The sequence below is a fragment of the Lacrimispora xylanisolvens genome (assembly GCF_002934545.1).
GTDB lineage: Bacteria > Bacillota > Clostridia > Lachnospirales > Lachnospiraceae > Lacrimispora > Lacrimispora xylanisolvens.
Map to the genome: position 1 here is coordinate 52,787 of NZ_PTJA01000007.1, position 14,364 is coordinate 67,150.

16 protein-coding genes are annotated in these 14,364 nt (G+C 42.7%); all 16 read right to left on the bottom strand.

Annotation, left to right across the window (positions count from 1 at the left end; genetic code table 11):
• Positions 1 to 140 precede the first annotated feature (140 nt).
• The gene (locus BXY41_RS13875; protein WP_104437462.1) at positions 141 to 842 is read right to left on the bottom strand and encodes an OmpA/MotB family protein; all 702 of its coding nucleotides are present in this window, start codon (positions 840 to 842) and stop codon (positions 141 to 143) included.
• 18 nt (positions 843 to 860) lie between these two features.
• Positions 861 to 1,667 carry a motility protein A gene (locus BXY41_RS13880; protein WP_104437463.1) on the bottom strand — a complete coding sequence of 269 codons (807 nt, stop codon included), beginning with the start codon at positions 1,665 to 1,667 and terminating at the stop codon, positions 861 to 863.
• Positions 1,668 to 1,823: 156 nt separating this feature from the next.
• The gene (locus BXY41_RS13885) at positions 1,824 to 3,068 is read right to left on the bottom strand and encodes a glutamate-5-semialdehyde dehydrogenase (protein WP_104437464.1); all 1,245 of its coding nucleotides are present in this window, start codon (positions 3,066 to 3,068) and stop codon (positions 1,824 to 1,826) included.
• Positions 3,069 to 3,086: 18 nt separating this feature from the next.
• Positions 3,087 to 3,629: a 5-formyltetrahydrofolate cyclo-ligase gene (locus BXY41_RS13890; RefSeq protein ID WP_104437465.1), complete on the bottom strand. Its 543-nt coding sequence runs from the start codon at positions 3,627 to 3,629 to the stop codon at positions 3,087 to 3,089.
• Positions 3,607 to 3,828 carry a DUF896 domain-containing protein gene (locus BXY41_RS13895; protein ID WP_104437466.1) on the bottom strand — a complete coding sequence of 74 codons (222 nt, stop codon included), beginning with the start codon at positions 3,826 to 3,828 and terminating at the stop codon, positions 3,607 to 3,609. Before BXY41_RS13895 ends, BXY41_RS13890 begins: the two co-directional genes overlap by 23 nt.
• 10 nt (positions 3,829 to 3,838) lie before the next feature.
• On the bottom strand, positions 3,839 to 4,702 hold the full coding sequence (gene proB, locus BXY41_RS13900; RefSeq protein WP_104437467.1) for a glutamate 5-kinase: 864 nt from the start codon (positions 4,700 to 4,702) through the stop codon (positions 3,839 to 3,841).
• A gap of 67 nt (positions 4,703 to 4,769) precedes the next feature.
• Positions 4,770 to 6,365, bottom strand: a complete 1,596-nt coding sequence (locus BXY41_RS13905; protein ID WP_104437468.1) for an NAD(P)/FAD-dependent oxidoreductase — start codon at positions 6,363 to 6,365, stop codon at positions 4,770 to 4,772.
• Positions 6,366 to 6,372: 7 nt separating this feature from the next.
• Positions 6,373 to 7,587 carry a BaiN/RdsA family NAD(P)/FAD-dependent oxidoreductase gene (locus BXY41_RS13910; protein WP_104437469.1) on the bottom strand — a complete coding sequence of 405 codons (1,215 nt, stop codon included), beginning with the start codon at positions 7,585 to 7,587 and terminating at the stop codon, positions 6,373 to 6,375.
• Positions 7,588 to 7,655: 68 nt separating this feature from the next.
• Entirely contained in the window at positions 7,656 to 8,042 is a 387-nt protein-coding gene (locus BXY41_RS13915; protein WP_104437470.1) for a hypothetical protein, read from the bottom strand.
• A gap of 54 nt (positions 8,043 to 8,096) precedes the next feature.
• Positions 8,097 to 9,773 carry a putative polysaccharide biosynthesis protein gene (locus tag BXY41_RS13920; RefSeq protein ID WP_104437471.1) on the bottom strand — a complete coding sequence of 559 codons (1,677 nt, stop codon included), beginning with the start codon at positions 9,771 to 9,773 and terminating at the stop codon, positions 8,097 to 8,099.
• Positions 9,760 to 10,914, bottom strand: a complete 1,155-nt coding sequence (locus tag BXY41_RS13925) for a DUF3048 domain-containing protein (protein ID WP_104437472.1) — start codon at positions 10,912 to 10,914, stop codon at positions 9,760 to 9,762. The genes BXY41_RS13920 and BXY41_RS13925 overlap by 14 nt, the downstream gene beginning before the upstream one ends.
• Entirely contained in the window at positions 10,911 to 11,408 is a 498-nt protein-coding gene (ybeY, locus tag BXY41_RS13930; RefSeq protein ID WP_104437473.1) for an rRNA maturation RNase YbeY, read from the bottom strand. Before ybeY ends, BXY41_RS13925 begins: the two co-directional genes overlap by 4 nt.
• A complete protein-coding gene (locus BXY41_RS13935) occupies positions 11,398 to 12,414 on the bottom strand; it encodes a PhoH family protein (protein WP_104437474.1) in 1,017 nt (338 codons plus the stop codon). The genes ybeY and BXY41_RS13935 overlap by 11 nt, the downstream gene beginning before the upstream one ends.
• Positions 12,401 to 13,645 carry a sporulation protein YqfD gene (yqfD, locus tag BXY41_RS13940; RefSeq protein ID WP_104437475.1) on the bottom strand — a complete coding sequence of 415 codons (1,245 nt, stop codon included), beginning with the start codon at positions 13,643 to 13,645 and terminating at the stop codon, positions 12,401 to 12,403. The genes BXY41_RS13935 and yqfD overlap by 14 nt, the downstream gene beginning before the upstream one ends.
• Before the next feature lie 25 nt (positions 13,646 to 13,670).
• Positions 13,671 to 13,937: a YabP/YqfC family sporulation protein gene (locus BXY41_RS13945; RefSeq protein ID WP_104437476.1), complete on the bottom strand. Its 267-nt coding sequence runs from the start codon at positions 13,935 to 13,937 to the stop codon at positions 13,671 to 13,673.
• Between the two features lie 130 nt (positions 13,938 to 14,067).
• Positions 14,068 to 14,244 (bottom strand): 30S ribosomal protein S21, encoded by a 177-nt coding sequence (rpsU, locus tag BXY41_RS13950; protein ID WP_003504099.1) that lies wholly within the window; start codon positions 14,242 to 14,244, stop codon positions 14,068 to 14,070.
• Positions 14,245 to 14,364: the final 120 nt, after the last annotated feature.

Here is a 14,364-nt window from a genome sequence, read left to right on the forward strand (position 1 = left end):
AAGATATAAAAATATCTGAATTATTATGCAGTTACTTTACAAGAATTATTTCTTCATCCTTTCACCCCTTCCATTTCTTCTGACGGTAGTTTATCATACAATAATTAAATTGTCAAACAATAATACTCTGTTTAATCACGTCAATTCGCCCTTCCCGTAATGGTAATTTCCACTCTTCGGTTTTGAGCCCTTCCGCTTTCCGTGTCATTTGACGCAATCGGATTGTAATGAGAATTTCCCTCAATGGACATTTTGTCAGCTTCCAGCCCCATGGCTGTCATCTGATTTAAAACTGAAACTGCTCGGTCAACCGATAGCTGCCAGGAGTCCGCTTCATTAGCCGGATCTCGGTTGCCCAGGTCAGCCGTATTTCCTGTAATAGTAATATGGTTGATATCGGTGTATATTGACTGCAGGCTGCTGCTTATTTCCTGAATAACCGGTTTGCTTTCCGGCAAAAGAACCGCCGTATTGGGACTGAACAGCATGGCATCCTTTAAATGGATGGTTACTGAGGAGCCAGTGGAACTTAAATCTATCATCTGCCCCAGGTTATTATCGGAAATATAATTCTGCAGTGCTTTATATACTTTCTCAAGATTATCTGCCGGCTGTATTCCCGTTACTGTTCCGCCTGTACTTCCGTCTGCTGTCTGTGAGGTGTGGTTTAATACCTGTTCCAGCCCCTGTGACATCTGTTTCACCTTAACAGTATCAACCGAACTCATTCCATACATAATAATAAACAGAGCCAGAAGCAGTGTAATCATATCCGAATATGTAAGGAGCCAACGATCAGAGTTATCTTTCTCTCCATCTGTGTCCATCATTCTTTTTCGCATCTTGATACCTCCCCTGTCCTAATTATCAATTCCCTGCTTATAGCGTTTTCCGCCATCAGAAAAGGCCTGAAAATAAAGTGCAAGTTCGTTTTCAATATTTCTGGAGGTGTTTCCGTTGGCAATCATACATACACCATCAACAATCATTTCCTTCTGGATATGCTTTCGTTTCAGCTGTGTCTTTAATTTGGTTGCAATAGGAAGATATACTATATTTGCGAGAAATACACCATACAAAGTGGCGATAAACGCAGTACCGATGGATCCGGCGAGCTTCGATGGATCATCAAAACCGGAGGCCAAAACCATAATCAGTCCCATAACCGTTCCGATTACGCCCATGGTTGGAGAATATCCTGCGGCCGCCTCAAATACACTGACTTCAATGCTCTTTTGCTGAACATATGCCCTGATATCCGACTCCAGCGTGTACTGAATCGATTCGGGAGATTTTAATTCCTGAATCAGTACCAGACCTTCCTTCAGCAGTAAATATTCTTCCTGATTTAATTCAGGATCACGGCTGATATCCTCTAAACAGGTTACTCCATCTGCTCTGTAACGGTTTGCTATCATGGAAATCTTACTAATCATTTTTTCCATGCTGGCTGAATGAGGATGTCTGAAACTTTTAAACATTGCCCTCATCGCCATAGCAATATCGTTAAGTGAAAAAGAAGCAACAACAGCTCCTACTGTGCCGCCGCAAACAATAATAAACGGGCTTAATAAAAATAGGGATGAAATAACTCCATGTTCCAGCGAATAACCGGTTAAAAGTGCTGCCGCTCCAATTATGATACCAATAATCAGTGAAAAATCCATAGTGTTCTCCTTTATGTCCAACGATTAATTACAGCTACAATTTTACCATATGCTGTAAAACATAGATGCTAAAATATTGCTAATATTAATTTCAAAACATCAATTTGTTGGCATATATCAAAATAAAGCGTAACCGCCATTTCTGACACAGAAGAATTATGGACGAATCTGTCCATTTCCATAAATAATATATTTGGTGGTAGTCAGTTCTTTCAGTCCCATGGGACCTCTTGCGTGAAGTTTCTGAGTGCTGATTCCAATCTCAGCCCCAAATCCAAACTCATATCCATCGGTAAACCGCGTCGACGCATTTACATAAACAGCGGCTGCGTCAATTTCATTTAAAAACTTCTGGGCATTATTATAATCATTCGTGATAATCGCTTCTGAGTGCTTGGTATTATAACGGTTAATATGAGAAATGGCTTCTTCTACTGAATCAACAAGTTTTAAAGAAACAATATAATCCAGATACTCCGTACCCCAGTCTTCTTCCGTTGCAGGTACAAAGTCTTTAACAAGCTTACATGCTTCCTGATCTGCCCTGACCTCCACTGATTTTGTTGAAAGGCGCTGGTTTAAAAGGGGCAGGAACCGCTCCGCAACCGCCCGGTGTACCAAAAGGGACTCACAGGCATTGCAAACCCCGATTCTCTGGGTCTTTGCATTGAAGATAATATCCAGTGCCATGTCAAAGTCTGCCGATTGATCTACAAAGATATGGCAGTTCCCTGTACCGGTCTCAATCACAGGTATGGTGCTGTTATCCACAACGCTCTTTATAAGCCCTGCTCCGCCTCTTGGAATCAGTACATCTACATATTCCCGAAGACGCATGAATTCTTTTGTCTTCTCTCTGTCCGTATCTGTTATGAGCTGAAGAATATTTTCTGGCAGTCCTGCACGGGATAACCCGGTTCTTAACCATTTTACAATGGCTTTATTGGACTCCAGCGCATCACTTCCGCCTTTTAAAATCACTGCATTGCCTGATTTGAAGCAAAGTCCAAAGGCATCGGCAGTCACATTGGGTCTTGCCTCATATATAATTCCAACGACGCCAAGAGGAACTCTTTTCTGGCCAATGGTAAGGCCGTTGGGACGCATCTTCATGGATATCACTTCCCCCACCGGATCCTCTAACGCTGCCACTGCCAAAAGTCCCTCTGCCATATCTTCGATCCGCTTGGGAGTCAGCTCCAGACGGTCTATGAGACCCTGGCTCATTCCTGCCGCCGTTGCCTTAATCACATCATCCTGATTGGCAGACAGAATCTCCGCCTCTCCTTCCAGCAAAGCGGCTGCCGCTGCTTTCAGTCCTTCCTCTTTTTTTGCAGAGCCAATGATTCCTATAATTCCTGTCACTTCTTTCGCCTGTCTGCCTATCTCAGTTATAGTCATAAAGAACCTGCCTTTCTTTTAAGGGGTAATAATCATATCTACTGTTTTATCATGAGGATCTGCAGGGATCCTGTCAAATATCTGAAAATCATAAGCAATTGCGATTCTCTTATGATCCGGTTCCTTTTCAAAGAACCGGTCATAATATCCGCCTCCGTACCCCAGCCGGTTTTTGTTTTTATCAAAAGCAATTCCCGGTACTATCATGGGCGCCTGGGTATCATTGATTTTTAAACAGTCAGCCTTGGGTTCCATAATCCCCATGGTGCCTTCTTCCAGATCTGATTTTCCTGTAATGACATAAAAATCCATATTTTTTCCTGATACTTTGGGAACAGCCACGCATTTCCCCTGTTTAAATAAATGCTCCATGAATTTCCAGGTACCGGCTTCATGACGCATGGAAGCATAGCAGTATATGCAGAAAGCTCTGTTAATCTCCTCAAGTTCCAGAAGTCTCAGGCAAATCCCATCATCCCACCTGGCTTCCTGTGACACATTAAGGCCACTACGATGTTCCTTTACCCATTTACGAATCTCATTCTTCTCCGACATTGCCATATTTTTTTCCCAGATCTGTAACAGTGCCGTCTGCTTCCTGTATGGAAATATTGTTTAAATTTCCCCGTAAGCTGCCTCGTATGGCTTCAATATATTCTTTTCTCAAAGCTGCCTGTTCTGCCTTTTCTTCTTCTGACAGTCCGGTTGCTTTTGATTTATGATAAAGTGTGTTAATCCGATCGATCTTATCCTGATTCATCGTGCTCTCCTTAATACTCGTAATTAATATAGGTCATTAAATCAAAATCATGATTGGGGTGGGCCAGAAACAACGTTCCCTTTTCCTGTCCATCTAAAATCTGGCTAATGATTTCCACATGATCTCCGTTGGCAATCACCATATCACAGCCACTGTCCGTTGCAATCCGTGCTGCCGCCAGTTTTGCAGACATTCCTCCTGTGCCAACATCACTGCCTGATGATGATTTTCCCATATCCATCAGCTCCGGTGTGATTTCTCTTACAAGGCTGATGAACCTGGCATCTTTGTTCTGCCTGGGATCGTCGGAATAAAGTCCGTCAATATCAGATAAAAGGATGAGAAGATCTGCCCCGATTAAGGCAGCTACCACTGCCGAGAGTCTGTCATTATCACCGAAATTATCCACAAGGGGTATCTCTGAGGTTGAAACAGTATCATTCTCATTCACAACCGGTATGGTTCCCAGTTTTAAAAGTTCGTCAAATGTGTTCTGTGCATTAAAACGGCTGTTTTCACTGACCATGGTATTCTTGGTTAGAAGTACCTGCGCTGCTATCTGGTTGTATTCTGCAAACAGCTTTTGATACACCATCATAAGCCTTGCCTGCCCCACTGCTGCAAACGCCTGCTTTTCTGATATGGTAACGGGTCTTGTATGGCGGCCAAGAGCCTGCCGTCCTGCTGCAATTGCACCGGAAGAAACCAAAACCACTTCTTTCCCCTGACCTTTTAAATCGCAAATTACCCGGATGAGCTTTTCAATCTTCATCAGATTCAAGTCTCCGGTATGAGTATGGGTTAAGGAGGAAGATCCGATTTTAATTACAATTCGATTTTTATCCTTCAGCTTAATACGTTCCTCAATATTCATCTTCTTCATCCGCTTTCTAAATTACTTTTTATCTGATATCTTACATCATTTTTTAAATTACGTCAATTTAGAAAGAAAAGCTTTTATACCGGCTGGCAATGGCTTCAGCCACTTTCAGCCCATCCATTGCGGCGGATGTGATACCGCCTGCATAGCCAGCGCCTTCCCCACATGGGTAAATTCCTCTGATCCTGCTTTCAAATGCCTCATCTCTGGTAATTCTGACCGGAGATGAAGTCCTGCTTTCCACGCCTGCCAGTATGGCATCCTTTCTGCGAAAGCCCCGGATTTTTCCTTCAAAAGCCTCAACGCCTTCTATAATTGATTCCGATATATAGTCCGGAAGTATTTCTCTCATATTGGTGAATTCATACCCGCCCTTCAACGCCGGTTTCACATCTCCAAAGGTGCCTGACTTGCAATTATTCTTAAAATCTCCGTAAAGCTGAATTGGTATATTACCCTTGCCCAGCTGATAAGCCGCTTCTTCCAGTTTCCTCTGGTAGGCAATTCCTGCAAGAGGTGAGTCATCGCCAAAGTCATCGGGAGTTACAGTAACGATCAGAGCACTGTTTGCATTCTCGCCATCCCGCTTATGATAACTCATTCCATTGACAGCCAGCCGACCTTCTTCTGAAGAAGCGTTCACCACATATCCCCCGGGACACATGCAAAATGTATAGATCCCTCTACCGCTTTTGCACTGATGGGTAAGTTTATAATCCCCCGCCCCAAGAACCTCCGGAGCGTCTTTCCCATACTGGGAGCGGTTAATTTCTTCCTGGGGATGCTGGATTCTGAGTCCGACAGCAAATGCTTTGGCTTCCATGGGAACCCCTCTTCGTTCCAGCACATGAAACGTATCTCTGGCACTGTGTCCGATGGCAAGAATTAAAGTATCCACTGGAATTTCTTCCCTTTCATTTACCATTACACCAGAGATATTGCCGTCTTTCATCAGAATGTCAGTAACAAGACTGTTAAAACGAACCTCTCCGCCGAGACGAATAATTTCTTCTCTCATGTTTTTTACAATTTTGCTTAGTACATCCGTACCGATATGAGGCTTGTTCACATATAAAATAGATGGGTCTGCACCGAATTCCACAAACAGTTCTAAAACTTTTCGGTTCCGCATCACAGGATCCTTAACCAGAGTATTTAATTTTCCGTCAGAAAAAGTTCCTGCTCCGCCTTCTCCAAACTGTACGTTGCTATTTGGATTTAATAATCCTCCATTCCAGAAACCATCCACGGATTGCTGTCTCTTATCAACATCTTCTCCCCGTTCCAGAATAAGGGGACGGTATCCGCTTCTTGCCAGCATAATTGCGCAAAACAGTCCTGCAGGACCTGACCCCACTATAACAGGACGGTTTGCCAAAGCTTCTGTCCCGCACTGTGGAAACTGATATTCCTTTTTCACTGCCAGTGTAACATTGGCATCTTTCACTCTATGTACAATTGATTCTTCATCTTTTGTCTCAATGTCAATGGTGTAGATAAAACGAATGGCATCTTTTTTACGGGCATCAACCGATTGTTTGATTATTTCGTAAGATGTCATCCCAGCTACCGGAATCCGAAGTAATTTCGAAACCTTTACCAGTAAATCTTCTTTTGTATGATTCACTCCAAGTTTTAATTGACTAATTCTTATCATATTTTATTTATCCTCTTCCTGCATGGCTTCCAGCCGTTATTCCACTGGACCATGCCCACTGTAAGTTGTAACCTCCACAGATGCCGTCTACATCAAGAATCTCTCCTGAAAAATAGAGTCCTCTGATGAGTTTCGATTCCATTGTAACAGGATCTACCTCTCTCGTATCCACACCTCCGCTGCATACCTGAGCCTGGTCAAACGTGTTGGTAGAAACGATGATTGTTTTTAACTCCTTGATACAGTGTACCAGATTTTTAATCTCTTTCTCTGTTATCTCTTTTACCCAGGATTCTCTGCCAATACCAGCCTCTTTTAAAAGGATCTTTGCCAGTTTTGAATTTAAAACACCATGTAAAAATTCCTCCGCCGGTCTGTAACCAAATTGTCTGTGCCGGGTTAAAAGAAGCTTCTCTAAGTCAGTAGGGGAAAGCTCCGGAAGAAAATCCAGCTGTGCCTCAGCCTTTCTTCCTTCATTCAGGGCTCTTGCCGCATATCTGCTGATCTGGAAAACAGGGATTCCGGAGATTCCATAATCGGTGATCTGAAGCTCTCCTCTGTCTGAGGCCGCGGCCTTCCCATCTATCTTAAGAGTCACAAGCGCATCCGTTCGGACTCCTGCCGCCTGTTTGTACCATTTTTCCTTACAGCGAAGCTGAACCAGAGCAGGCAGAGGCTCTATAATATGATGCCCCAGCTTACTGGCAAGGCTATAACCGCTGCCATCAGATCCTGTTTTGGGAGCTGCCATGGAGCCAGCTGCAAGAATAATCCTGTCACCTCTATGTTTGCCATGATCCGTAATCACAGTCAGATCCTTTTTGATTTCTTTTACAGGACATTCTGTCATTATCCGGACACCCAGATGCTCCAGTTCAAACAGCATTGCCTCCAAAACAGTAGATGCCTGTCCCGAGTTGGGATACACATATCCATTTCGTTCTGTGAGCACGATTCCCAACTCTCTAAAAAAATCCATGGTCTGGCTTACCGTAACTGTATGAAGTGCCGGAAATACAAAATCCGGCTGATTTCCCCTGTAAGCATCTTTTGGAAGCTGGAGATTGGTAATATTGCACTTCCCGTTACCGGTTGAAAGAAGTTTCTTTCCCGGCCTGGCTGTATGTTCCATAATTGTAACAGAAGCTCCCTCTCTGGCTGCTGAAATGCCAGCTGCCAGACCAGAAGCTCCAGCCCCTATAATTATGATCTGTTGTTTCATCCTGTCCTCCTTACATTCAGTCAGACCTATTGTATCTGCTTTATGGTAAAATATCAATCACATTTCATTTAACTTGTATAGGATTCCAGATAATTAAATACTTCAACCATGGAAGAAAACCAGATTCCATCCATCAGCTTTCCTCTTTCTTCTTCCGGAAAATCTGTCACCGGCATATGGGTATAAAGACAGATGGTTGTTTTATCCTGATAGAGGACGAGTAAATACCCATCCTCTGATACAAGATAATACTTATCCTTACTTTCAGCATTGGCAGGCTTTGCCTCTTCCTGATTTATGACTATCTGCGCTTCCGTCACAGTTTCGGTTTCTATGGTTGCCCCAGGGAGGGCCTCCTCCGGTCGTACACTGTCTTTGGTAATGGCAAAGCCGACTCCCAGACAGATCGCAGATGCCGCAACAAATAATAGAAAGCAGAACATATACTTCTTCATGAGTTAATACCTCCTTCACGTAAGTATAGTATCTGCTTTCTTCTTACATTTTAATCACAAAAGATGGTATTTTCTTGCAATACCTGCCAATTTTCTCCCTCCGGGAAAGCCATTTAACTCTGATTCATCAACACACTGGAATTTTAACAGTAAAACTCCATATACAATCACTGCTGCAGCGACAGCTGCTAAAACTCCCAATATATTATGTTTTAAGACAGCATGTACCAGGAAATAGACTCCATAACAGACAGCACCCATAATTCCCGCTGCCAGAGTGGGAAGAAAGAACGTCTTTTTAATCTCCTGTCTGTAATTTAAATATCTCCGGATCGAAAAACCATTGAGCAGGCACATGGTCAGTGCAAACAATATATTGGAATATAAAACTCCATAGATCCCCATCTTAAAGGGATACAGCATCACCCAAAGAATTCCCACATGAAGAATCAGGGAAATAATTGCATTCTTTAAAGGCGTCTTCATATGATTAATCCCCTGAAGGACTGCATTGGTGACCGTTGACAGAGAGAAAAATACAACAGCTGAGGAACCATAGATCATCATCTTAATCAGGGAAACGTTATCACTTCTGCTAAACAACAGATTACAGATAGGTCCTGCAAGGACAGTCAGTCCCACAGTGGAAGGAATTGCAATGATCATGGAAAAACGAATTACCATGGATATCTTTCTGATAATCTGAGGTCTGCTTCTTTCCGCCACCGCCTGTGACAGGGATGGGATTAAGGCAGAAGCCAGAGAATTGGCTATCGCCACCGGAATATTAAAAAGAAGCCGGTACTTACCGGAATAGATTCCCCAGTTGGCGGCAATTTCAGGAGCTCCCATTCCCATAGAAGCCATACTGATACCATAGATGCTGTTATCAACAACAATGCTGATATTGTACGCCACACTGCTGAATACAATGGGAAGAACCGTCATAATCAATACTGCCGACAAACTGCCATACGTCTCCAGATATCCGGAACGGTCTCTTCTTGACTGTCGTTTCATAACAGGCCGGTAGCTGAACAGGATAAATAAAAGGAATAAAAGCCCGGCAAGTGCACCTGCTCCAGTACCTATGGTTCCACCTGCTGCACCAAACGCATAGGAATACTGGGTAGATCCGTAGAGCGCATTGGAACGGACTCCCTCCTGAAAGAGCATGGCTGCTGCATAGATGCTGATGACTGCGTTGACAATCTGCTCAAAAATCTGGGAAATGGCCGTTGGAAGCATGGTGCCAATTCCCTGAAAATATCCTCTGAAGACTCCGAGATACGCAATAATTAAAATTGTGGGAGCCAGTGTTTTTAAGGCATAGCTGGTATAGGGCATCTTTAAAAAGTCATTGGCAAATAAATCCGCTCCAAACCATAAAACTGCGGCTCCCAGACCCCCTACCACCGTTCCATAAAACAAAGATACTTTCAGCACCTTTATGGAATTAATATATTCCTTTCTCGCCAGCCTTACAGCAACCATCTTGGAAACTGCAGTGGGAAGACTGTAGGAGGAGACAATCAATAAAATGGAATAGATGGAGAAAGCCGAGCTATAATAGCCGTTTCCTTCATCTCCCAGAATATCTGCCAAGGGGATCCGGTAAAACATTCCGATTATTCGGACGATTATACCTGCAGCCGCAAGTATAATCCCCTGAACAAGGAAGTTGGAACCGCCCCTTTTATTTGTTTTTCTGCCTGTCTTACTGTTTTCCATAAATTTCTACTTTGGGAGAATCCTGTGCCGAAACAATGCAAACCCAGGTCTTCCCCTGGTTCAGGATGATCTCGTTATTCTCCATATCGTAATAATGTGTGGGCCCGAATTCTCCATCCTTAGACCATTTCACCGGAATAGCCCGGCCCCCGGTCACATACATTCCGAACGAATCATTGTGAACATTAATGTTAAGATATTCGGTTGTTGCATAATGAGCAGAGGGACAATACTGGAGTATGATATTCTTCACTTTGATCTGTCCTTCGTCTCCCTGATGAGCTTTTCCGTACTGATATCTGTAATAAAGCCCGTCATCCTCATGATACTCAAACCATGGCTTATTATAAACATAGCCAGGATAAACCTTATAAGCATCCTTTACACTTTCTGCATCTTTTAAGGTAACCTCATGACCTGTTTTGGCAAACCGGTAGTGTCCCTTATAGTCAGAATTATATTCCCTTTTAAAGCCCAGCTTTTCTATGGACTTGTTTAACCGTTCTCCGCTGGTATAGGCATTGTGAGGAGATTTCCGGTCAGAGGAACGAAAATATGCCACAGAACCAATGGCCTCAAGACCATTGATATGATCCAGGTTGTTTAAATAAGGTTTGGCAAAGGTGCTCTGCCCGAAATGGGCATATACAGCATCAAATTCACGTGCAAAGTATGTATAATATGTCCGGCAGCTTCTGACCGAACCGATTCTTGAAAGATTATCATAATCTTCTATAATAGCCATATACCGGTTCATTCCGCCTTCTACCGGAGCTTCATATACAACTCCTGCACGGTTGATTCCATATTGAGGCAAAGCCTCCTTATCATTGCTCATCATCACTGCTACCGGTCTCCGGTTTCCGATTGATGCATCCACCATCTCCCCGGTTAAGTAGCTGCGTATTTTACCATCTTTTTCGATACGTTCTTCATTGGTATAGTATTCACCGGATTCTGTCTCTTCCCCGGAGGATTGCTCTGTACTGCTGTTTATGCGGATTTCTTCTGTCGATTGTTCTTTCTGTGATTCTGACTGCAGATTTGTAACAGATACTTCCTCGTATTTTTTACTGCAGCCAGTTAACAGGGCTGCAGACAGCATTCCTATCGCAAAACCAAACCATACCCCTTTTCTCATCTTACGTATCCCCTCCGACTTAAAATTTCTTCCTGCTTTTGTTCCATGACAAGACGCTCTTCCTCCTGCATATGGTCATAACCGAATAAATGCAGCATGCTGTGAGCGATTAAAAATGCCAGCTCCCGTTCTACGGAATGCCCGTATTTTTCCGCCTGCTCCTCAACCTTATCAACAGAGACCACAATATCTCCCAGAAGTAGCTCTCCTGTCTCCGGGTTAAAGGAATCATAGGATTCCTCTTCCAGATGATCAAAATTGGCTGGTAATTCATATTCAATCATGGGAAAGGAAAGTACATCAGTAGGACTGTCAATGTTTCGGTATTCCTGATTGATCTGTCGGATATCCTCATTATCTGTAATTAAAACATTAATCTCTGCCTCATAAGGGCAGTTTTCATAGTCTATGGCTTCTTCGACTACACTGGTTATAATCTCTTCATAGGGAATTTTCAGCTTTTTCTCCGCTTCGTATTCTATATTAATCGTCATAATGTGCCTTTCTTCCTGTGACCGATTTAACTTTTCTGTCACTGGTCTTTTTCTTTGACTCAAATTCATCATAAGCCTGTACAATTTTTTGAACCAGCGGATGGCGGACTACGTCACTGCTGGTCAGCTGGCAAAAGCTGATATCATCAATTTTCTTTAAGATTCTCATGGCCATATCAAGACCTGAAACGGCTCCTGCCGGAAGATCCTTCTGGGTCTGGTCACCAGTGACAATCACCTTGGAACCAAAACCGATTCTTGTTAAAAACATCTTCATCTGGGCTGGCGTGGTGTTCTGAGCCTCATCAAGGATGATAAATGCATTATCCAGAGTTCTGCCGCGCATATAAGCAAGAGGAGCCACCTCAATCAGACCCTTTTCTGCATTGTGGAGATAGCTTTCAGCACCCATGATCTGGTAGAGCGCATCGTAAAGCGGTCTTAAATAGGGGTCGATCTTACTTTGAAGATCACCGGGCAAAAAACCCAGCTTCTCCCCGGCTTCAATTGCAGGTCTGGTTAAAATAATTCTGTTAACCTCACCGTTTTTAAAGGCCTGAATTGCCATTGCCATGGCCAGATAAGTCTTACCGGTTCCTGCCGGACCGATTCCGAATACCACCATCTTTTTTCTGATCTGATCTACATACTGTTTCTGACCCAGAGTCTTTGGCTTAACCGGTTTTCCGTTAATGGTTCTGCATATAATGTCCTTATCTATCTCAAGAATCTGATTGTCGCTTTCTGTAAAGGAAAGGGAAAGGGCATAATCCACATTCTGCTCTGCGATTACATTCCCTCGTTTGGAAAGCTCAATCAGATTGCTGAATACACTCTTAGCTCTTTGTACCATCTGTTCCGGACCGATAATTTTAAGTGCTCCATCCCTGGCAATCATGGTAACATGAAGGGTCCGTTCTATTTTTTTCAAGTAGCTGTCAAATTGTCCGCATACATTCTTCTCGTGTTCAATGGGGATATCTATGATAGTTTCAATTACGCTCATTTGAATTATTTGTCTCCTCCGGTTCCTCAGTTGTCTGCATCTCCAGTGCTTGCTGTTTTCCTAATGGTTCTTCTGTCACAAAATCCATGGTAATCCGGCACAAAGATTCATTATCTAGTATTTTAACATGATTTTCCAGAATTTGTACCCCCTTTTCCAATAATTTTTTCTGGAAGTTCTGATTCATCTGATCAGCCAGTTCTTTCTTCTCTGCATCTGTGTAAGGACGTTCATATGATATATATTCTTTCCCGGTTATCATTCCTACATAGATGGGTAAATAAAAGTTTTCAAATAAATGAAGCTGGGTTTCCTCCATGGTACGTTTCCACGAGGTTCCTTCCGGTCTTGGTCTCATAAGAAGAAATGAAAACTGAAATGCTTTTACATATTGTCCTTTTCTCACTTTTCCTGTCTCTACATCAATGGTTTTAAAAAGGGGAAGATTCCTGTTATAATGATACTCCGTTCTTGCCGTAATATCCCCGTCAGAGTGTACATAATGGGTATTTACAACTTCTTCATTATCTCCGATGATGGGAAGTGTACCGCTGACCAGCACATCTCCGGCTTTCACCTGATCCCCGATTTTTACCTTGGGAACTCCGCTTCTGACAATCATGGAGGTAATCGTTCCGTCTTTCTGCGCAACAAGATCACAGGGAGTTTCATCCCTGACCGGAATGTCAGAGAGAACCTCATTTTCTTTTATCTTAACCAAAAGTCTGGTGCCTGATACCCTTGCAGAAACCCAGGTGATCTCTGGAAAACGGGTTCGTAGGGATTCTTCCAGCACATCACAGTCAATTTTGGATTTTTTCATTCCATAACGGATCTCCTCTGATTCACAGAACTTCAAAAGAGTGTCGTATGTATACATCTGATTCCCATCAAATTCGATATCCCAGATAAACAGGGAAAGAGCATAAAGAATCATGAGAAAGCCCAAAAATCCAGCTGCATAATATTTTCTTCTTCGGTTTCGGTATAAAAAAAAAGGAAGTCCAAACTTTTTCAAAATTCTAAGTCTGACCTTCGATTTACGGACAAGAGGCTTGATTTTACGAAATCCCGGTACTGTAATAAAAAACCGGTATGTATGGCCAATATGAAATACATCCCAAACCTCTATTTCATGTGCGCTGCACATATTAAAAAAGCGCTCCGGAGAAAAACCGGTCATCTCAACCAAAAGATATCCAAAAAAGTGATGATTCAACCATATAAGCACGTAATTACACCTCCACGATTCCCGGTTAATCAAATTCCAGGGACTTAATGTAACCGTTAATTTTCATTTCCTCATTGGTGTAATACTCGATCATCAGGCGGCTTCCACCGATGATAACCCGGCAGTTTTTTGCCTGAATCTTGATTAAACAGTCGGTATATAAAATAATACTTCTGTAATTTTCGATCACAACACTATGGCGTCCCAAAAACGACACAAGCACCTCTCCAAGAACCACATCCTTTGGAAGTCTTAAGGCGGAAGCTGCTTTTACCTTTGTTTCCTCCAGCATGACTTTTTCGCCTCTCTCTGATTTCTTCTTTTCTACTATATGCAATCGAGACAGGGAAAATTCTATCGCTCATAAAAAGACGAAAAAACCCCTGGTCACGAAAAGAGACCAGGGATTCATCTTTTAAGAATTAGTTATATTTACGTTTTCTTGCAGCTTCAGACTTTTTCTTACGTCTTACGCTTGGCTTTTCGTAATGCTCTCTCTTACGAATTTCCTGCTGGATACCTGCTTTTGCACAGTTTCTTTTGAATCTGCGTAAAGCGCTATCTAAGCTCTCGTTGTCTTTAACGATTACATTTGACATAGCTCACACCTAACCTCCCTCCAGTTGTGTACTTGTGCATAATACAACTGTTTGGGTATTTTATAGCACTGATATGATTATAGCATAATTCTGCCATACGTCAAGAAAAATTTTTTATAT